The sequence below is a fragment of the Ruficoccus amylovorans genome, assembly GCF_014230085.1.
In the GTDB taxonomy this organism is placed as follows: domain Bacteria; phylum Verrucomicrobiota; class Verrucomicrobiia; order Opitutales; family Cerasicoccaceae; genus Ruficoccus; species Ruficoccus amylovorans.
This window is the reverse complement of the sequence record NZ_JACHVB010000013.1, coordinates 58,232-78,459: the sequence shown is the minus strand read 5'-3', so window position 1 is coordinate 78,459 and position 20,228 is coordinate 58,232. Positions and strand designations below refer to the sequence as shown.

23 protein-coding genes are annotated in these 20,228 nt (G+C 60.0%); all 23 read left to right on the top strand.

Annotated features, from left to right (window positions below; genetic code table 11):
- Positions 1-6 precede the first annotated feature (6 nt).
- The gene (gene rplA, locus H5P28_RS03570; RefSeq protein WP_185674343.1) at positions 7-705 is read left to right on the top strand and encodes a 50S ribosomal protein L1; all 699 of its coding nucleotides are present in this window, start codon (positions 7-9) and stop codon (positions 703-705) included.
- Between the two features lie 5 nt (positions 706-710).
- Positions 711-1,232, top strand: a complete 522-nt coding sequence (gene rplJ / locus H5P28_RS03565; protein WP_185674342.1) for a 50S ribosomal protein L10 — start codon at positions 711-713, stop codon at positions 1,230-1,232.
- 112 nt (positions 1,233-1,344) lie between these two features.
- The gene (gene rplL / locus H5P28_RS03560) at positions 1,345-1,728 is read left to right on the top strand and encodes a 50S ribosomal protein L7/L12 (RefSeq protein WP_185674341.1); all 384 of its coding nucleotides are present in this window, start codon (positions 1,345-1,347) and stop codon (positions 1,726-1,728) included.
- A 208-nt stretch (positions 1,729-1,936) separates the two neighbouring features.
- A complete protein-coding gene (gene rpoB, locus H5P28_RS03555; protein WP_185674340.1) occupies positions 1,937-5,725 on the top strand; it encodes a DNA-directed RNA polymerase subunit beta in 3,789 nt (1,262 codons plus the stop codon).
- Between the two features lie 20 nt (positions 5,726-5,745).
- The gene (gene rpoC, locus H5P28_RS03550; protein WP_185674339.1) at positions 5,746-9,906 is read left to right on the top strand and encodes a DNA-directed RNA polymerase subunit beta'; all 4,161 of its coding nucleotides are present in this window, start codon (positions 5,746-5,748) and stop codon (positions 9,904-9,906) included.
- Between the two features lie 103 nt (positions 9,907-10,009).
- Entirely contained in the window at positions 10,010-10,597 is a 588-nt protein-coding gene (locus tag H5P28_RS03545) for an LOG family protein (RefSeq protein ID WP_185674338.1), read from the top strand.
- Positions 10,598-10,839: 242 nt separating this feature from the next.
- Entirely contained in the window at positions 10,840-11,220 is a 381-nt protein-coding gene (gene rpsL, locus H5P28_RS03540) for a 30S ribosomal protein S12 (protein ID WP_185674337.1), read from the top strand.
- Positions 11,221-11,234: 14 nt separating this feature from the next.
- The gene (rpsG, locus tag H5P28_RS03535) at positions 11,235-11,708 is read left to right on the top strand and encodes a 30S ribosomal protein S7 (protein ID WP_185674336.1); all 474 of its coding nucleotides are present in this window, start codon (positions 11,235-11,237) and stop codon (positions 11,706-11,708) included.
- Between the two features lie 43 nt (positions 11,709-11,751).
- A complete protein-coding gene (gene fusA / locus H5P28_RS03530; RefSeq protein ID WP_185674335.1) occupies positions 11,752-13,914 on the top strand; it encodes an elongation factor G in 2,163 nt (720 codons plus the stop codon).
- Positions 13,915-13,933: 19 nt separating this feature from the next.
- Positions 13,934-14,242 (top strand): 30S ribosomal protein S10, encoded by a 309-nt coding sequence (rpsJ, locus tag H5P28_RS03525; protein ID WP_185674334.1) that lies wholly within the window; start codon positions 13,934-13,936, stop codon positions 14,240-14,242.
- A gap of 111 nt (positions 14,243-14,353) precedes the next feature.
- Positions 14,354-14,998 carry a 50S ribosomal protein L3 gene (gene rplC / locus H5P28_RS03520; protein ID WP_185674333.1) on the top strand — a complete coding sequence of 215 codons (645 nt, stop codon included), beginning with the start codon at positions 14,354-14,356 and terminating at the stop codon, positions 14,996-14,998.
- Between the two features lie 18 nt (positions 14,999-15,016).
- A complete protein-coding gene (gene rplD / locus H5P28_RS03515) occupies positions 15,017-15,646 on the top strand; it encodes a 50S ribosomal protein L4 (protein ID WP_185674332.1) in 630 nt (209 codons plus the stop codon).
- Positions 15,647-15,658: 12 nt separating this feature from the next.
- Positions 15,659-15,949 (top strand): 50S ribosomal protein L23, encoded by a 291-nt coding sequence (gene rplW / locus H5P28_RS03510; RefSeq protein WP_185674331.1) that lies wholly within the window; start codon positions 15,659-15,661, stop codon positions 15,947-15,949.
- 20 nt (positions 15,950-15,969) lie between these two features.
- On the top strand, positions 15,970-16,818 hold the full coding sequence (gene rplB / locus H5P28_RS03505) for a 50S ribosomal protein L2 (protein ID WP_185674330.1): 849 nt from the start codon (positions 15,970-15,972) through the stop codon (positions 16,816-16,818).
- Positions 16,819-16,839: 21 nt separating this feature from the next.
- On the top strand, positions 16,840-17,109 hold the full coding sequence (gene rpsS / locus H5P28_RS03500; protein ID WP_185674329.1) for a 30S ribosomal protein S19: 270 nt from the start codon (positions 16,840-16,842) through the stop codon (positions 17,107-17,109).
- Between the two features lie 10 nt (positions 17,110-17,119).
- Positions 17,120-17,527 (top strand): hypothetical protein, encoded by a 408-nt coding sequence (locus H5P28_RS03495; protein ID WP_185674328.1) that lies wholly within the window; start codon positions 17,120-17,122, stop codon positions 17,525-17,527.
- 12 nt (positions 17,528-17,539) lie between these two features.
- A complete protein-coding gene (gene rplV / locus H5P28_RS03490; RefSeq protein WP_185674327.1) occupies positions 17,540-17,905 on the top strand; it encodes a 50S ribosomal protein L22 in 366 nt (121 codons plus the stop codon).
- 2 nt (positions 17,906-17,907) lie between these two features.
- The gene (gene rpsC, locus H5P28_RS03485; RefSeq protein WP_185674326.1) at positions 17,908-18,543 is read left to right on the top strand and encodes a 30S ribosomal protein S3; all 636 of its coding nucleotides are present in this window, start codon (positions 17,908-17,910) and stop codon (positions 18,541-18,543) included.
- Between the two features lie 12 nt (positions 18,544-18,555).
- Positions 18,556-18,984 (top strand): 50S ribosomal protein L16, encoded by a 429-nt coding sequence (rplP, locus tag H5P28_RS03480; protein ID WP_185674325.1) that lies wholly within the window; start codon positions 18,556-18,558, stop codon positions 18,982-18,984.
- Between the two features lie 32 nt (positions 18,985-19,016).
- On the top strand, positions 19,017-19,214 hold the full coding sequence (gene rpmC, locus H5P28_RS03475) for a 50S ribosomal protein L29 (protein WP_185674324.1): 198 nt from the start codon (positions 19,017-19,019) through the stop codon (positions 19,212-19,214).
- A gap of 17 nt (positions 19,215-19,231) precedes the next feature.
- Positions 19,232-19,516: a 30S ribosomal protein S17 gene (gene rpsQ, locus H5P28_RS03470; protein ID WP_185674323.1), complete on the top strand. Its 285-nt coding sequence runs from the start codon at positions 19,232-19,234 to the stop codon at positions 19,514-19,516.
- Between the two features lie 62 nt (positions 19,517-19,578).
- Positions 19,579-19,944 carry a 50S ribosomal protein L14 gene (rplN, locus tag H5P28_RS03465; protein WP_185674322.1) on the top strand — a complete coding sequence of 122 codons (366 nt, stop codon included), beginning with the start codon at positions 19,579-19,581 and terminating at the stop codon, positions 19,942-19,944.
- Positions 19,945-19,965: 21 nt separating this feature from the next.
- The gene (rplX, locus tag H5P28_RS03460) at positions 19,966-20,217 is read left to right on the top strand and encodes a 50S ribosomal protein L24 (RefSeq protein WP_185674321.1); all 252 of its coding nucleotides are present in this window, start codon (positions 19,966-19,968) and stop codon (positions 20,215-20,217) included.
- The last annotated feature ends 11 nt before the right edge of the window (positions 20,218-20,228 follow it).

Here is a 20,228-nt window from a genome sequence, read left to right as displayed (position 1 = left end):
GAGGACATGATGAGCAAAGTCAGCAAACGCATGCAATCCGCGCAGAGTGCCGGAAATCTCAAGGCCGCGCATGGTCTTCAGGATGCCATTGAGCTCCTGCAGAAAATGCCCGCCGCCAAGTTCGACGAGACCGTGGAAATTTACGCCCGCCTCGCCGTCAACCCGAAGCAGTCCGACCAGATGGTCCGCGGCACCGTTTCCCTGCCCAATGGCAGCGGTAAGAAGGTGACCGTCGCCGTCTTCACCGAAAACGCCCAGGCCGCTCTCGACGCCGGTGCCGAATACGCCGGTATGGACGACCTGATCGCCAAGGTCAGTGAAGGCTGGATGGACTTCGACGTCGCCCTGGCCACTCCTTCTGCCATGAAGGAAGTGCGCAAAATCGCTCGTGTGCTCGGCCCGCGCGGCCTCATGCCGAACCCGAAGTCCGGCACCGTGACCGACGACATCGCCACTGGCATTCAGGAAGTCAAGGCCGGTCGCGTCGAGTACAAGATGGACAAGACCGCCAACCTCGCCGTTGTCGTTGGCAAGCGCTCCTTCAGCGCCCAGCAGCTGCTCGAAAACGCCACCACGGCGCTCGACTGCATCGCCAAGGCCCGTCCGGAGTCGTTCAAGGGCGGCGCGTTCATCAAGAGCATCACCATCAGCTCGACCATGAGCCCCGGCGTCAAGATCGACACGAAAACCCTCAGCCTCAACTAAGCGCCATGAGACCCGAAAAACAGTTTCTCGTCGATGAGGTGAACACTCACCTCGACAAGTCGGAGTACGTCTTCCTGACGGACTTCAGCCGACTGAACGTGGAAGACACGGCCCAGCTTCGCGGCCTCCTGGCTGCCAAGGACGCCGAGTTCCACGTCGTCAAAAACAACATCTTCAAGGTCGCTTCCCGTGCCCGCGAACTGCCGGTGGACGAGTCCGTCCTCAACGGCCAGACCGCGATCGTGGTTGGCGGGCCGAACCCCTCCGAGGTCGCCAAGGTCCTCTTCAAGTTCTTCAAGGACAAGGAGAAGGTCGATATCAAGACTGGTATCCTCGGGGACAAGGCCCTCACCCGCGACGACGTCGAAGCCCTTTCCAAGCTCCCGAGCCTGGAAGCCCTCCGCAGCCAGCTGCTCGGCCTGTTCACGCAGCCCGGTACTCAGATGGTGCGCGTGCTGATTGCCGGTCCGCAGGACTTTGTCAATGTCCTGCAGGCCAAGGTCCGCGCCGAAGGAGGCGAAGCTTAAGCCAAACCTTTCCATTCCGGAAAACAAACCCAATAAAAGATACAAGAGTATCCAAAGAACAGAGCAGGGAGGCGCGCCTCTTAAAAAATCACCTGTCATTCAAGGAAACATCATGAGCGACATCACCAAGGATCAAGTCATCGAATGGCTCTCGGGCCAGTCCGTTCTCGAAATCGCCGGCCTCGTCAAGGACCTGGAAGAAAAGTGGGGCGTCAGCGCCGCTGCTCCGGTTGCCGTTGCTGCTGGCCCCGTGGCCGCTGAAGCGGCTGCTCCCGCCGAGGAAAAGACCGAATTCGACGTTATTCTGAAGGCTGCCGGCGGCAACAAGATCGCCGTCATTAAGGAAGTCCGCGGCATCACCGGCCTGGGCCTCAAGGAAGCCAAGGAACTGGTCGAAGGTGCTCCCAAGCCGATCAAGGAAGGCGTCTCCAAGGAAGAGGCTGCTGATCTTGAAAAGAAGCTCAAGGACGCCGGCGCCGAAGTCGAAGTTAAGTAAATTCCGTTTATCGAAGATAACGAAATTGCTAGCCAAGCTTTTTAATCCGTGGAAAAGCGGGCCCGCCAGTGGCGGGTCCGCTCTCTGCGTTTTTACAACATCCCATTAAACGCTGATCTTCCCCGAGGCTGTCCAGGCGTGAAAGGGCAGGGTAGTCCCGGCGGCGATGAGCACGTCACCGACACACAACAAGCATCCAGGCAGAACCATGATTGACCGTAAAAACTTCGGCAAACTCAAGGAGGTTATCAGCCCTCCCAATCTGATCGAAAACCAGATCGTTTCGTTCCAGGAATTTCTCCAACTGGACACGCCTGCCAGCCAACGCAAGCCCATCGGCCTCGAAGCCGTCTTTCGCGAAGTCTTCCCGATCCAGAGCTATGACGAGCGTTGCGCGCTGGAGTATGTTTCCTACAACGCCGTGCCCTCCAAGATGACGGAGATGCAGGCCATCCGCGAAGGGGTGACCTATTCGGTCTCGCTCTACGTGAAGCTGCGCCTGCGCGAAGAGGATGTCATCAAAGACGAAGAAATTTACATGGGTGAGCTGCCCATGGTGACCGAGCGCGGCTCGTTCATCATCAACGGCGCCGAGCGCGTCATCGTCTCCCAGTTGCACCGTTCGCCGGGCATCTGCTTCGAGGAGGCCGCCCACACTTCGGGCAAGATGCTGCACTCCTTCCGCATCATCCCCGACCGCGGCACCTGGCTCGAAGTGCAGTTCGACCAGAACGACCTGCTCTACGTTTACCTGGACCGCCGCCGTCGCCGCCGCAAGTTCCTCATCACGACGCTCCTGCGCGCGATGGGCTACAGCACGGACTTCGACATCCTCAACCTTTTCTACACCCTCGAAGACCTCGACATCAAGAAGGCGCTCAAGATGGAGGACGTCTCCCGCCTGGTGCTCGTCGAGGACATCGTGGACGCCGAGCGTGGCGTCGTGTTGGCGCGCTCCTTCGAGCCGCTGACCAAGACCATCATCCGCGCCTTCGAAAAGGCCGGGCTGAACGAGGTCAAGGTCATCGACACGACGGTTGACGACGGTGCCATCATCCGCTCGCTCAAGAAGGACCCGACCCGCAACGAGGAGGAAGCCCTTCGCGACATTTACAAGCGCCTCCGCCCCGGCGAGCCGCCGACGGTGGCCAACGCCAAGGCCCTCCTGAAGCGCCTGTTCCAGGACCCGAAGCGCTACGACCTCGGCCGCGTCGGTCGCTACAAGATCAACCAGAAGCTCCACCTGAGCACCGATCTGGAAGAGCGCACGATCAACGTCGAGGACATCACGGAAGCCACCCGCTACCTTTGCCGCCTCAAGCAGGGCGACGGCATCATCGACGACATCGACCACCTTGGTTCGCGCCGTGTGCGTACGGTCGGCGAGTTGCTGGCCAACCAGTGCCGCATCGGCCTGGCCCGCACCGAGCGTCTTGTTAAAGAGCGCATGACCCTGTACGATCAGAGCGTTGACTCGATCACGCCGCAGAAGCTGATCAACCCGAAGGCGCTCTCCACGGTTATCCGCGACTTCTTTGCCCGCAGCCAGCTCTCCCAGTTCATGGACCAGATCAATCCGCTGGCCGAGCTGACCCACAAGCGCCGTCTTTCCGCCCTCGGACCCGGCGGTTTGAACCGTGAACGCGCCGGCTTCGAAGTCCGCGACGTTCACACCTCGCACTACGGCCGGATTTGCCCGATTGAAACGCCGGAAGGCCCGAACATCGGTCTGATCAACTCGCTTTCCACCTACGCGCGGATCAACGAGTTCGGCTTCATTGAGACGCCGTACCGTACCGTCGAAGATGGCAAGGTCAGCCAGGACGTTGTTTACCTGACCGCCGATCAGGAGGAAAACCACGTCATCGCGCAGGCCAACTCCATCATCGACGAGAAGACCAGCAAGCTGACCGGTCGCGTCACCGTTCGCCGCCTCGACGAAGTGTACGAAGCCGAGCCGAGCGACGTTGACTACATGGACGTGTCGCCCAAGCAGCTCGTTTCCGTGGCTGCCGGCCTGATCCCGTTCCTGGAGCACGACGACGCCAACCGCGCGCTCATGGGCTCGAACATGCAACGCCAGGGTGCTCCGCTCCTCCAGACCGAAGCCCCCTTCGTGGGCACCGGTATCGAGGCCCGTGTAGCCGCCGACTCCCGCACCGTTATCCTGAGCGATATCGACGGGGTAGTCGCCACCGCCGACGCCAAGCGCATCATCGTGACCGAAGACGGCAGCCTGCCTTCGCGCCTGCCGACCAAGTCCGATCCCAAGAAGGGCATCTACCTTTACGAACTGCGCAAGTTCCTCCGCTCGAACGCCGCCACTTGCTTTAACCAGAAGCCCATCGTCAAGAAGGGCCAGAAGGTCAAGAAGGGCGAAGTGCTGGCCGACGGCGCTTCCACCGACCAGGGCGACCTCGCCATTGGCCGCAACGCGCTCGTAGCCTTCATGCCGTGGAACGGTTACAACTTCGAAGACGCTATCCTGATCAGCGAAAAGCTCATCCACGAGGACGTCTTCACTTCGATCCACATCGAAGAGTTCGAAGTGACCGCCCGCGACACCAAGCTCGGGCCGGAAGAAATCACCCGTGACATCCCGAATGTCGGTGACGAGGCCCTCAAGAACCTCAACCGTGACGGTGTCATCCGCGTCGGTGCCGAGGTCAAGCCGGGCGACATCCTCGTCGGCAAGATCACGCCGAAGTCTGAAACCGAACTGGCCCCGGAAGAAAAGCTCCTGCGTGCCATCTTCGGTGAAAAGGCTGCCGACGTGAAGGACACCTCGCTCGTCGTGCCCTCCGGCTGCGCCGGTATCGTCATGGACGTGAAGGTTTCCAGCCGTGTGGATCGCGAAAAGGAGAAGCTCTCTCCCTCCGACCGCCGCCGCCAGCAGAAGAAGATCAACGAGGAATTCCGCACTCAGGCCGACAAGCTCCGCGAAGACCTGACCGAGGCTCTCTCGAACATCCTGCTCGGGGAAAAAATTCCGCTGGACGTCATCAACGGCGAGACCAACGAGGTCATCATCCCGGCCAACCGCAAGATCACCAAGACCCTGCTGCGCCGCCTGGCCGCCGTTTCGCGCAACATCTCCATCGATCCGTCTCCGGTTCGGATCAAGATCATGGAGATCGTTGACAACTACCAGAAGAAGTTCGACGAGCTGGACAACGAGCGCGAGCGCAAGGTCGAGAGCATCGAGCTTGGCGACGGAGGCGAAGCCGGCGTGGTCAAGAACGTCAAGGTTTACATCGCCGCCAAGCGCAAGATCCAGGTCGGTGACAAGATGGCCGGTCGCCACGGGAACAAGGGCGTTGTCGCCAAGATCGTTCCCGAGGAAGACATGCCGTACCTCGCCGACGGTACCCCGATTCAGATTTGCCTGAATCCGCTGGGTGTGCCTTCGCGTATGAACGTCGGGCAGATTCTTGAGACCCACCTCGGCTGGGCCTGTGACAAGCTCGGCATCCACGTAGCCACTCCGATCTTCGACGGTATCCCGGAAGCCCGCGTGCGCGGTTACCTGAAGGAAGCCGGCCTGCCGGAATCCGGCAAGGCCCAGCTCTACGATGGTCGCACCGGCGATCCCTTCGACCAGGAGGTCGTGGTTGGCCGCATGTACATGCTCAAGCTCAACCACCTTGTGGCGGACAAGATCCACGCCCGTGCGGTCGGCCCGTACAGCCTCATCACCCAGCAGCCGCTCGGGGGTAAGGCTCAATACGGTGGCCAGCGCTTCGGGGAAATGGAAGTGTGGGCGCTGGAAGCCTATGGCGCCGCCTACACCCTGCAGGAACTGCTCACCGTCAAGTCCGACGACGTGCAGGGCCGCACCAAGATCTACGAGCAACTGGTCAAGGGCGACAACACGCTCTCGGCGGGAACGCCGCAGTCGTTCAACGTTTTGATGAAGGAAATGCAGAGCCTGTGCCTGGACGTGCGTCTGGGTGAAGAGGACGCTCTGGGCTTCAAACCCGCCGTCCAGGCTAACTAAGCAGAGGGAGATACACAGCAATGAGTACCAACACATCCGAAATGCGCGAAGCCCTCGGGCTCGACAAGGACCAGTCCTTCGACACCGTTTCTATTTCCGTGGCCAGCCCGGAGACCATTCGCAACTGGTCGCGCGGCGAGGTCAAGAACCCGGAAACGATCAACTACCGCACCTTCAAGCCGGAGCCCGGCGGCCTCTTCTGTCAGAAGATCTTCGGGCCGGTGCGCGACTACGAATGCGCCTGCGGCAAGTACAAGCGCATCAAGTTCAAGGGCGTGGTCTGCGACCGCTGCGGCGTCGAAGTCACCGTCGCCCGCGTGCGCCGCGAGCGCATGGGCCACATCGAACTGGCCGTGCCGGTCAGCCACATCTGGTTCCTCAAGAGCATGCCCTCCCGTTTGGGCCTGCTCATGGACATGACCGCCCGCAATCTCGAGCGCGTCATCTACTATGAGAACTACATGGTCATCGATCCGGGCAAGACCCCGCTCGAAACCAAGCAACTGCTGACCGAGCAGGAGTACATCCAGGCTCAGGACGAATACGGCGAAGACGCCTTCGTCGCCAAGATGGGGGCGGAAGCCCTGCGCGACGTGCTGCAGAGCCTGAACCTCACGGCTGAGATTGACGAGCTGCACGAGCAGATGCACAGCACCCGCTCCAAGCAGATCAAGAAGAAGCTGGCCAAGCGCCTGAAGGTCATCCAGGGCTTCCTGGAGTCCGACACCCGCCCCGAGTGGATGGTGCTGGACGTGCTGCCGGTCATTCCGCCGGACCTGCGCCCGCTCGTCCCGCTCGAAGGGGGCCGCTTCGCCACCTCCGACCTGAACGACCTGTACCGCCGCGTCATCAACCGTAACAACCGCCTGAAGAACCTGCTTCAGCTGAAGACGCCGGACGTGATTATCCACAACGAAAAGCGCATGCTGCAGGAAGCGGTTGACGCGCTCTTCGACAATGGCCGTCACGGTCGCGCCGTCACCGGCGCCGGCAACCGCCCGCTCAAGTCCCTCTCGGACATGCTCAAGGGCAAGCAAGGCCGCTTCCGCCAGAACCTGCTCGGCAAACGCGTGGACTACTCGGGCCGTTCGGTTATCGTTATCGGTCCGGAGCTCAAGCTGAACCAGTGTGGTCTTCCCAAGAAGATGGCGCTGGTGCTCTTTGAGCCGTTCATCATCCGCCGCCTCAAGGAACTGGGCTTTGTGCACACCGTCCGCGGCGCGCGCAAGATGATCGAAAAGAAGTCGCCCGAGGTCTGGGACATTCTCGAAGAAGTGACCAAGGGGCACCCGGTTATGCTCAACCGTGCGCCTACGCTTCACCGACTGTCGATCCAGGCTTTCGAGCCGGTCCTGATCGAAGGGGACGCCATCCGTTTGCACCCGCTCGTGTGTACCGCCTACAACGCGGACTTCGACGGCGACCAGATGGCCGTTCACGTGCCGCTCTCGGTCGAGGCGATCATGGAGGCCAAGCTCCTCATGCTGGCCCCGCACAACATCTTCTCGCCCTCCAGCGGTAAGCCGATTCTGACCCCGTCGCAGGACATCGTCCTGGGGACGTACTACCTGACGGTTGAACCTAAGGAAAAGCCCGCCGAAGGCTCGCGCCTGCCGCTGCTGACCAGCTACGACGAAGTCCTGCTGGCCGAGGCTACGCGCGCCGACTACGGCCTGCACACCTGGATCAGCTACGTCAACCCGGACTACGGCCGCGACACGATCTTCGGTAACAAGGAGAAGAAGCTTATCCGCACCACTGTCGGTCGCGTCATTTACAGCAAGATCTGGCCGAAGCAGCTCGGGTTTATCAACTTCCCGGTCACCAAGAAGAAGCTCGGCGATCTCATCATGAACGCCTACCGCAGTGTCGGTAAGCGTGACGTGATCCCCGTGCTCGACGCCCTCAAGGAACTCGGCTTCAAGATCGCGACCCGCGCCGGTATCTCCATCGGTATCGGGGATATGATTATTCCGGAAGAGAAGAAGGATATCATCAAGATCGCCCGGAAGAAGATCGACGAAGTCGAAGGCCAGTACCGCAAGGGTATCATCACCACCGGCGAGCGCTACAACAAGATCATCGACATCTGGACCGGCGCCACCGACCAGATCGCCAACGCGGTGTTCAAGAGCCTAGACGAGAACGAAGGCCGTTCGTCCATCAACCCGGTTTACCTCATGATGGACTCCGGTGCCCGTGGTAACCGCCAGCAGGTTCGCCAGCTCTGCGGTACCCGCGGTCTGATGGCCAAGCCGTCGGGTGAAATTATCGAGCGCCCGATTCTGTCCTCCTTCCGCGAAGGTCTGTCCGTGCTGGAGTACTTCATCTCCACCCACGGTGCCCGTAAGGGTCTGGCCGACACCGCGCTCAAAACCGCGGACGCCGGTTACCTGACCCGTAAGCTCTGTGACGTCGCCATGGACGTGATCATCACGGACGTGAACGACGGCAATCGGGACGGTATCTGGAAGCACGCCATTTATGAAGGGGACGACGAAATCGTCAGCCTCTCCGACCGTATCGTGGGCCGCTGCCCGAGCGACGACGTGCGCAACCCGATCAACCCGGACGAGATTATCGTGGCCTCCGGCGAAATCATCTCGGAAGCTGCCGCTGCCAAGATCGAGGAAGTCGGCATCGAGCGCGTCAAGATCATGTCGCCGCTCACGCACATGCGCAAAAACGCCGTTCCGAACAAGGCTTACGGCCTCGACCCCTCGACGGGTAAGATGGTCAAGTCCGGCACGGCTGTCGGTATCATCGCGGCGCAGTCCATCGGTGAGCCCGGCACGCAGCTGACCATGCGTACCTTCCACATCGGTGGTATTGCCAGCCAGGTCTTTAAAAACCCGGAAATCCGCGTCCGCCACTCCGGTAAGGTCAAGTACAAGGGGCTGCGCATGGTGCAGACCGTTGACGGGGCCAACATCGTCCTGAACAAGACCGGCATGGTCATCATCGTGGACGAGGACGACAAGGAACTGGAAGAGTACGGCATCGTCGCCGGTGCCGTGTTGACCGTCGATGACGGCGGCAGCATCGAGCAGGGTTCCGTCCTGGCCATGTGGGACCCGCACAACATTCCGATTCTGTCCGAACGTGCCGGTAAGATCGGTTTCCGTGACATGATTCCTGGCGTCACCATCAAGCGCGAGCTTGACGACTCCACGGGCCGTATCGCCACCGTCGTCATCGAGCACAAGGAAGACCTGAACCCGATGGTCGAGATCAAGGACCCGGCTACCGGCAAGGTGCTCGCCACCTACACGGTTCCGACCGGGGCGCAGGTTTCGGTCGCCGAGGGCGACGACATCGCTCCCGGTGCCCTGCTGGCCAAGACCCCGCGTTCGGCGTCCAAGACGCAGGACATTACCGGTGGTCTGCCGCGTGTGGCCGAGCTGTTTGAAGCCCGCCGCCCGAAGGACGCCACCGAAATGGCGAAGATCGACGGGGTGGTTTCGATGGGCGGCACCGTCCGCAGCAAGAAAAAGCTGATCGTCACCAACGAGGAAACCGGCCAGGAAGAGGAACACCTCATCCCGCACGGCAAGCACATCATCGTCCACGTGGGCGACGTTGTCAGCAAGGGCCAGCACCTGACTGAAGGCTCCGCCGACCCGCACGAGATCCTTGAGATCCTCGGGCCGAACACGGTCCAGGAGTACCTCCTGTCGGAAATTCAGAAGGTCTACCGCCTGCAGGGGGTGACCATTAACGACAAGCACATCGAGTTGATCATCTCGCGCATGCTGCGCAAGGTGCGGGTGGCCGATCCGGGCGACTCGGATTTCTTCTGGGGCGAACAGATCGACAAGTCCGAGTTCATCACTCAGAACGAGCGCATCATCGAAGCCGGTGGTAAGCCCGCCGAGGGTGAGCCGATCCTGCTCGGCATCACCAAGGCCTCGCTCGAAACCGAGTCGTTCATCTCCGCCGCGTCCTTCCAGGAAACGACCCGCGTCCTCACCGACGCCTCGACCCTGGGCAAGGTGGACAAGCTGACCGGCTTCAAGGAAAACGTCATCATGGGTCACCTGATCCCGGCCGGTACAGGTCTGCCGACCTACCGCCGCCTGAAAATCAACACCTTGGGCGTCCCGGTGGACTCGAACCCGATGGTCGAGCGCGACTACGGTCACAGCGAAGAAGGCGAAGCCGAAACTCCCCAGGTCGGTTAAGCCGTTCGCGGACAATCCGTTATTTTCAAAGGCCGGTCGTTTTCGACCGGCCTTTTTTTGGATTCTGACTTGCCAGCGGCTGGGAAGGGGAGAGCATCCGGGCATGGCCAATATCTGTGTCTTCTGCGGTGCCAATGCCGGTGTAGCTCCCGTTTTTCTCGATGCGGCCCGCCAGCTTGGGCGGTTGATTGCGCAGGGCGGTCATACGTTGGTTTACGGAGGCGGACGCACCGGGCTGATGGGCGCGGCAGCCGACGCCGCCCTGGAGGCTAGTGGGCACGTGATTGGGGTGATCCCGCATATGTTGGCTGAGAAGGAGATCGCCCATCACGGACTGACGGAGCTGCACCTGGTGGACACCATGCACGAGCGCAAGATGACGATGGCCACACTGTCCGACGGCTTTGCCGTGCTTCCGGGCGGCATAGGCACGCTGGAGGAATTTTCGGAGGTCTTCACGTGGGCGCAGCTCGGTATCCAGCTCAAGCCCTGCGCTGTGCTCGATGTGGACGGCTATTATACTCCGTTGCTCAGATTCTTCGAGGCGATGGTGGAGGGGGGCTTTTTACTGCGCGAGCAGCTGGAGCAGCTCATTGTCGAAAGCCGTCCGGAGCCTTTACTGGAGCGGCTTCTGAGCACAAAGCCCGAAGTTTTCATGAAATGGGTGGACACCGACGCGGAAATGTGTTGACTGACCCTGACTTTTATTGGGGTGGAGTCGTCAATTCCTCCCTACAATACCATGCTGACGCGGAGCAGGCGCTCTGGCGATGGGTGTTTTCGTCTCTTTGAAAAAAAATCGAAAACACTGAAAAAATCGCTTGCATCACCGGGGTGATAGCCTACTCTCGTCGCCTTTCCCGAAATCCGCAGGATCAGGGCTCAACCTCTGTTTCCGGCGGGTTTTATGTTTTCTAAGCCCACCGATTTTTCATGCCAACTATCAACCAACTCGTCCGGAAACCCCGGGTGCTGCAGAAGGCCAAGACCAAGTCTCCGGCCCTGGTCAGCAACCCGTTTCGTCGCGGTGTGTGCGTGCAGGTCATGACCCGTACGCCCAAGAAGCCGAACTCCGCTATCCGTAAGGTGGCCAAGGTTCGCCTGACCAGCGGTTATGAAGTGATCGCTTACATCCCGGATGAAGGGCACAACCTCCAGGAGCACAGCGTTGTGCTCGTTCGTGGTGGTCGTGTGAAGGACCTTCCCGGCGTCCGCTACCACATTGTCCGCGGCACCCTCGACACCCAGGGCGTTGAAAAGCGCCGTCGCAGCCGTTCCAAGTACGGGGTCAAGCGCCCGAAGGAAAAAAAGTAATTTAATAAAATATCATGTCACGCCGCCGCAGAGCCGTTAAACGGGAACCCATTCCCGATCCCCGCTACGACAGCCCCCTGGTTGCCAGCCTGATTAATCTGGTTATGGCCAAGGGCAAGAAGGCCACCGCACAGCGCATCGTTTATGGTGCGTTTGAGCGCGTGAGCGAAAAGCTTGAAAAAGGCGACCCGGTCGACCTGCTTCTTGGCGCGCTGGAAAATGCCCGCCCCAAGCTCGAAGTCAAGAGCCGCCGCGTGGGTGGTGCGACTTACCAGGTCCCGGTTGAAATCACCTATGAACGCCAGCAGAGCCTTGCCTTCCGCTGGATGGTGACTTCCGCCAAGTCCCGCAAGGGCACTCCGATGCGCGAAGCCCTCGCGCAGGAGATCATCGACGCCTACAACAACACCGGCGGCGTTGTGAAGAAGAAGGAAGAAACCCACCGCATGGCCCAGGCTAACCGCGCCTTCGCCCACCTGCGCTGGTAATCGCGTTTTTCAATTTTTTGTAACCACCGACCAATTTCTGGCCATGCCTGCAACCGCAGACCTTTCACCCGTCAATTCCCCCAATCGGAAGTATCCGTTGGAGTACACTCGCAATATCGGTATTGCGGCTCACATTGACGCGGGTAAAACCACCACCACCGAACGCGTCCTCTTCTACAGCGGCGTTGTGCACAAGATTGGCGAAGTCCATGAAGGCACGGCTGTGACCGACTGGATGGAGCAGGAGCGCGAGCGCGGTATCACTATTACCTCCGCCGCCATTTCCTGCCAGTGGCAGACGAAGTTCGGCCCTTACGAAGGTATTGAGCACCGCATCAACATCATCGACACCCCCGGACACGTGGACTTCACGGCCGAGGTGGAGCGCTCGCTGCGCGTGCTCGACGGTGCCATCGGGGTGTTCTGCGCCGTCGCCGGCGTCCAGCCCCAGTCCGAAACGGTCTGGCGCCAGATGGACAAGTACCACGTCCCCCGCCTGGCCTTCATCAACAAGATGGACCGTACAGGCGCGGACTTCTATTCTGCCGTTGATAGCATCCGCGAAAAGCTTGGCGGTAATGCCCATCCGATTTATCTGCCCATCGGTGCCGAAGCTGAACTGAAGGGCCTCATCGACCTGGTCGGCATGCGTGCCGCCATCTACGACGAGTCGGACGCCTCCGGTGTTGCTTTCAACTGGGAAGAAATCCCGGCTGACATGCAGGAAAAGGCCGAAGAGTACCGCGAATCCCTGATCGAAGCCCTCGCTGACTTCGACGACGAGCTGGCCGAGCGCTACCTCGAAGGTGCCGAACTTTCCCAGGACGAAATCCGTCGCGCCATCCGTAAGGCGACCCTGTCCCTTAAGTTCCTCGGCGTGATCCCCGGTTCCGCCTTTAAGAACAAGGGTGTCCAGATGATGATGGACGCCGTGGTCGATTACCTGCCTTGCCCGCTGGACCTTCCCCCGATGAAGGCCTACGACGACGACGAGAAGGAAATTGACATCCATCCGGACGATAGCGCCAAGGTTGCCGGTCTCGCTTTCAAGCTCTGGAGCGACCCCTACGTTGGTAAGCTCGTCTTCTATCGCCTTTACTCCGGTACGCTGAACAAGGGCACCGCCCTGTACAACCCGCGTACCCGCAAGACCGAACGTGTCAGCCGTCTGATGGTTCTGAAGGCCGACACCCGCGAAGACATCGAAACCGCCTACTCGGGTGATATTTGCGCCCTGATCGGCGTCAAGGACGTTGCCACTGGTGACACCCTTTGCGACCGGGACCTGGATATCCAGCTTGAGCCGCCGTCCTTCCCGGAACCGGTTATCAGCATGTCGGTCGAGCCGAATTCGAAGGCCGACCAGGAAAAGCTTTCCATGGCCCTGCAGCGCCTGAAGGAAGAAGACCCGACCTTCAACGTCTTCACCGACGAGGAAACCGGCCAGACAATCATCGCCGGGATGGGCGAGCTTCACCTCGAAATCATCCGCGACCGTCTCTTCCGCGAGTTCAAGGTCGAAGCCAACGCCGGCAAGCCGCAGATCGCCTACCGCGAATCCATCACGCAGGCCGCCGACGGCGAAGGCAAGTTCGTCCGCCAGTCCGGTGGTCGTGGTCAGTACGGCCACGCGGTCATCAAGATCGAGCCGAACGAAAAGGGCAAGGGCGTCGAAATCGTCAACGAAATCGTTGGTGGCTCGATCCCGAAGGAATACATCAAGCCGCTTTCCGACGGTATCATGGAGGCTTCCTCCAACGGTACCATCGCCGGTTACCCGGTGATTGACTGGAAGGTCCGCATTGTTGATGGCTCCTTCCACGAAGTGGACTCCTCGGAAATGGCCTTTAAGATGGCCGGTATTTTCGCTTTCAAGGATGCTATGGGCAAGGCCGCTCCGCAGTTGCTCGAACCGATCATGTCGGTCGAAGTGACCACGCCGGACGAGTACCAGGGCGACATCGTTGGCGACATCAACCGTCGTCGCGGGCAGATCCAGTCCATGGAAGCCGGTCGTGGCGGCGTTGCCATCATCACCGCCAACATTCCGCTCGAAACCATGTTCGGTTACGCCACCGACGTGCGCTCGCTCTCCAAGGGACGCGCCAACTACGCCATGACCCCGTCGCACTTCGACCAGGTTCCCTCCAGCGTGTTGAACTCGATTGTCGAGTCCTCACCGCACAAAAACAAGGCCCGTAGCTAAGCCCAGAACACTTACCGCAATGACCGGACAACGCATACGCATTAAACTCAAGGGATTCGACTTTCGCGTCATCGACCAGTCGGCCAGCGACATCGTGGAAACCGCCAAGCGCTCCGGCGCACGTGTGAGCGGCCCCGTTCCGCTGCCGACCCGCATCGAGAAGCTCTCCGTCAACCGCTCCCCGCATGTGGACAAGAAGTCCATGGAGCAGTTCGAGCTTCGCACGCACAAGCGCCTGATCGACATCATGGAACCGACCGCCCAGACGGTGGACGAGCTCAAGAAGCTCAACCTCCCGGCAGGTGTGGACATCACCATCAACGTTTAATAAAACACACTCTTTACTTCTTTCGAGAAGCAGACCATTTACATCACATTTAACCCCTCACGCAGGTCTAGGAAACGGAAGCCAGATATGGTTTCCACCTGCCAATGAGCTATGAGCCTGACACTGATTGGTAAAAAAATCGGGATGACCCAAGTTTATGACGGTGAAAACCGTCTCGTCCCGGTCACTGTAGTACAAGCCGGCCCTTGCCCGGTCCTTCAAATCAAGACTGCCGACGGCAAGGATGGTTACGATGCCATCCAGATCGGTTTCGGTGTGGACCAGAAGGCCCACCGCGTCTCCAAGCCCATCAAGGGCCACCTGAAAAAGGCAGGAGTCGAGGCAGTCACCGACATTTGCGAATTCATCCCCGACGGGGAAGAGGTCAGCCTCGGCGACGCCCTCACCGTTACTCGTTTCGAGGAAGGCCAGAAGGTTGATGTCATCGGCACGACCAAGGGTCATGGTTTCCAGGGCGTCATGAAGCGCCACGGCTTTGCCGGTTCGCCCGCTTCTCACGGCTCCATGATGCACCGCCGCGGTGGTTCCTACGGGATGTGCCAGTGGCCCGGTGAGGTCATCAAGGGCAAGAAAATGCCCGGTCACATGGGCAATGCCCGTCGTACCACCCAGAATCTCGATATCGTCCGTATCATCGAGGACCAGAACCTGATCCTGATCCGCGGCAGCGTGCACGGCCCCAAGGGCGGCACGGTGTTCATCCGCAAGGCGATCAAAACCAAGAAGCAGAAGTAAGGGAAGGGGACGCCAGCTATGAAATTCAAGGTATATTCCGCAGACGCTTCCTCCAGCACGGAGAAGGATTTTGACAACTTCCCGGCGTTCGAAGGCAACAAGGGCCTCCAGGCGCTCAAGGACGTGATCGTGGCCTACCAGGCCAACAACCGTCAGGGCACCGCCAAGGCGAAGACCCGCTCCGATGTTAACCGCACCGGCAAGAAGGTCTACCGCCAGAAGGGCACCGGTAACGCCCGTCACGGCGACCGCGGCGCTCCGATCTTCGTCGGTGGTGGCGTCGCCCACGGCCCGAAGGTCCGCGACTGGTCGAAGCACATCAACAAGCGTGTCAAGACCCTCGCGTTCAAGCGCGCTCTGTTCAACAAGGCTTCCGAAGGCGGCCTCGACCTGATCGAAAAGTTCGAAGTCGAGCAGCCCAAGACCAAGCTCTTCAACAGCCTCATCGGCAAGATCCAGCCCAAGGGCAAGGTGCTCATCGTTGACAGCGAGTTCAACGACAACGCCGCTCTGGCTGCGCGTAATATCGACCGCGTCTACATTGTGGACGCTGACTCGATCAACGCCTGGGACCTGATGCGCTTCGACAAGATCGTCGCCAGCGAAGAAGGCTTTAACCGCATCCTCGAACGCGCCAACCAACGCTAAGGAACTCAAGCCATGATTTCACCCGATAAAGTCATCAAGGAAAAGCGCGTGACCGAGAAGTCCGCCCAGCTCGAAGCGAACCTGAATCAGCACGTCTTCGAGGTGTATCCGCAATCCAAACGCACCGATGTGGCCGAGGCCGTAGAGAAGCTCTACAACGTCAAGGTCGCCCGCGTGAACATCTTCACTGTCAAGGGCAAGAACAAGCGCAGCCGCACCGTTCGCGGCCAGTACGGCAAGACCCCCGACATGAAGAAAGCCATCGTCACCCTTCAGCAGGGTGAATCCATCGAGACCGTCTAACCTTTTCAGCCGCGAAAGCCATGGCCATTGTAAAGACCAAACCCATTACACCCTCACAGCGCTTTCATAGCAAAAGCCGCCAGGAACTCGCCAAGAACAATCCGGAAAAGAGCCTCACCGTCTCGCGTCACCGCAAGAAGGGCCGTAACAACTACGGCCGCATCACTTCTCGCCGTCGCGGAGGTGGCCACAAGCGCCTTTACCGTATCATCGACTTCCGTCGTGACAAGCTGGACATCCCGGCTGAGATTGTCTCCATCGAGTACGACCCGAACCGCAGCGCGAACATTGCCCTGCTCAAGTTTGAGGACGGCGAAAAGCGCTACATCCTTTGCCCACGCGGGCTGAAGGTAGGCGACAAGCTGCTGAGCACCAACAGCCCGGTCGAGGAATTCACGCCCGGCCTGTGCGTGCCGCTCAAGATGATCCCGCCGGCCACCACGATCCACGCGATCGAGATGCAGCCCGGTCGCGGAGCCCAGATCGCTCGTTCCGCCGGTCAGTCCGCCTCGCTCATTTCGATCGAAGGCAAGCGTGCCACGATCAAGCTGCCCTCCGGAGAAATCCGCATGGTCCACTCTGATTGCCGCGCCACTGTCGGTCGCGTCGGTAACGAGGAGCACGAAAGTGTCAGCATCGGTAAGGCCGGTCGTAACCGCTGGAAGGGCAAGCGCCCCCGCGTCCGTGGTGTCGCTATGAACCCTGTCGATCACCCGATGGGTGGTGGTGAAGCCAAGACCTCCGGTGGTGGCCATCCTGTTTCGCCTTGGGGCCAGCTCTCGAAGGGCTTCCCGACCCGCACCAAGTCCAAGCCCTCGAACTCCATGATCCTTGTCCGTCGCAACGGCAAGAAGTTCAAGCGCAAGTAACCCGACAACGATTTTTACGATATGGCACGTTCAATCAAGAAAGGCTTCTTCGTCGATCCGAAGCTGATGGATAAAGTGGAAAAGGCCCAGGCCGAAGGCACACACAAGCCTTTCCAGACCTGGTCACGCCGCTCCACCATCACCCCGGACTTTGTCGGCCTCAACATCAACGTTCACAATGGCAAAGGCTTCATCCCCGTCCACGTGACCGAAAACATGGTTGGCCACAAGCTCGGCGAGTTCGCTCCGACCCGCAGCTTCAAGGGACACCAGCCGCACACCAAGAAGTAGTCATCCACACATGTTCAAGCGCGCACAACTCATCGCTCTTTTCTCCCTGCTGATGGCCGGGAGTGCGGTGAGCCGCGCGCAGGACGCCGCCGTGGAGCAGGGGAGTGCTGACGCACCGGCCAAGGCCGTTGCCGAACGCCCCTTGTTTGTCGAAAATTCGATTTACCCGACGGGCCGCACGACGGTCTTCGGGGTGGCGCAGACCAGCGTCACCGATGTGGTCATCCTCAACAACGGTCTGGATCAGGGGTTTCGCCTCGGCATGGTTTGCCAGGTGAGCCGCTCGGGACAGAACGTGGCCGACCTGATCCTGGTCGATGTGCGCGGTAACCGCGCCGCCGGCCTCATCCTCAACCTCGAATCCGGCGAAGCCATCCGCTCCGGCGACGGCGTCAGCATCAAGACGATTAATATTTAAATTGCAACCAGCATGGAAGTTCAGGCTCTAACCAAGTACACCCGCATGTCCCCGAAGAAGGTCCGCGAAGTGGCCCGTCAGGTACAGGGACGCCCCGCGGCCGAAGCGCTCGATCTGCTTCGCTTCATCCCGCGTAAATCCGCCCGGCTCATCGCCAAGACGCTGACCAGCGCCATCGCTAACGCGGAAAACAACAACAACCTTTCCTCCGACGACCTGATCGTGAAGCGCTGCCTGGTGGAAGAAGGCCCGGCCTTCAAGCGTTTCCGTCCGGTGGGTCGCGGTTCCGCACACCCCATTCGCAAGCGCACCAGCCACATTCGCATCGTCCTGACGGACGAAGTGGCTTCGCCCGCGGCCAATTCTAAAGAGCAATAATCATGGGACAAAAAGTCAATCCGATCGGTTTCCGCCTCAGTGTCCGCCGTAACTGGGATTCACGCTGGTACGCGGACAAGAAGAGCTTCCCGGCCTATGTCGCCGAGGACCAGAAGATCCGCCAGTTCCTCAAGAAGAAGATGAAGTACGCAGCGGTGCCGCGCGTGTTCATCGAGCGTGCCGGCCCCAAGGTCCGTATCAAGCTCTTCACCGCCCGTCCCGGGATCGTCATCGGCCGCAAGGGCAGCGAACTGGAAAAGCTCAAGGACGAGCTCCAGAAGCTCACCGGCCGCGACATCATGCTCGACATTCAGGAGATCAAGAAGCCTGACGTGGTCGCCCAACTCGTGGCCGAAAACGTCGCTCTCCAGCTCGAGCGCCGCATCTCTTTCCGCCGCGCCATGAAGAAGGCGATCCAGACCACCATGAGCATGGGTGCCGAAGGTATCCGTATCCAGTGCTCGGGCCGTCTGATGGGCGCGGAAATCGCCCGCACCGAGCAGCAGCGCATGGGCCGCGTGCCCTTGCACACGCTCCGTGAAAACATCGACTACGGCTTCACCGAAGCCGACACCGTCTACGGGAAGATCGGCATCAAGTGCTGGATCTGTAACCCCATGGGCGTGGATACCCTCTAAGCATCATTCGTCATGGCCAAGCTCCTTCCCTCCAAAACCAAATACCGCAAGGTCCACAAGGGCCGCATTCGTGGCAACGCCAAGGGCTGTGATACGCTCGCTTTCGGCGAATTCGGCATCCAGTCCCTCGAGCGGGGCAAGATGACCGCCTCGCAGCTCGAAGCCGCCCGTGTGGCCATCAACCGCCACCTCAAGCGTAAAGGCAAGATGTGGCTGCGCGTGTTCCCGCACAAGCCGGTGACCAAGAAGCCCGCCGAAACCCGCCAGGGTAAGGGTAAGGGCTCCGTCGAGTACTGGTGCGCCGTGGTCAAGCCCGGTACCGTCCTCTTTGAAGTCGGCGGCACCAGCCAGACTCTCGCCCGCGAGGCCATGCGCCTGGCCGACGGCAAGCTACCTTTCCGCTGCCGCTTCCTCAGCCGCGAAGAGCTCGAACAGTACTAACCCAGCAACATCCGGTTAAACACCATTTTCCCATGAAACCCGCAGAAATACGCGAATTGAGCATCGACGAGATCAAAAAGAAGCTCCGTGACACACGCCAGGAGCTCGTCGAGTTGCGCGTGCGCAAGCAGGCCGGACAGGTTGAAAAGCCCAGCGAGCTACGCACCCTGCGCCGCGACATCGCCCGGCTGGAGACCTTCCTGAAGGCCAAATCCACCGCCACTGCCTAACCCCTTTTCATACGACCATGTCCGAAGAGAGCACACGCAATAACCGCAAGGACCTCGTTGGTGTTGTCACCAGCCGTACCGGCGACAAGTCCATCAAGGTCACCTTCTTCTACAAGATTGCCCACCCGCTGTACCGCAAGGAGGTTAAGCGCAAGACCGTCGTTCACGCTCATGATGAAAAGAATGAGTGTAACATCGGTGACAAGGTGGAGATCATGGAAACCCGCCCGCTGAGCAAGCTCAAGCGCTGGCGTGTGGTCAAGGTACTCGAAAAGGCCCCCGTCGTCGGGAGCATCGGCTAAGGGCTTCAGCCCCCTACAGCCGGAAGCCGATTTAACACTTCACAATTTAAACGGAACCCGCAATGATTCAGCAAGAAAGCAGACTGGAAGTCGCCGACAACACCGGGGCCAAAGAGGCCATGATGATCCGGCGACTCGGCCAGAGTAAAAAGACCGCTTCGGTGGGCGATACGATCGTCGTCACGATCAAGGACAGCACCCCGGAAGCCTCGGTCAAAAAGGGCACGGTCGCCAAGGCCGTGGTAGTGCGCACCAAGGCGCCGATCCGCCGTGCGGATGGCAGCTACCTGCGCTTCGACACGAATGCGTGCGTCATCATTGACGCCAACGGCAACCCCAAGGGGACTCGTATCTTCGGGCCGGTCGCCCGTGAGCTTCGTTCGAAGAAGTTCATGAAGATCATTTCCCTCGCTCCGGAAGTCCTCTAACCCCCGGCACCACACACGAAGATGAAGTACAAAATCAAACGTGGAGACGAAGTCGTCGTCATCGCCGGCGCCCATAAGGGGCAGCGCGGCAAGGTCCTCGAAGTGCTGCGCGAACAGGAACGCGTCGTCATTGAGGGCGTGAACATGGTCAAGCGCCATCGCAAGGCGACCAAGGAAAACGACCCGGATGCGGGTATCGTCGAGCGCGAAGGCTCCGTCCACTACTCAAACGTCATGAAGGCTGACCGTTACGACAGCCGCAAGAGCGCCTAGTGCCGCCAAGG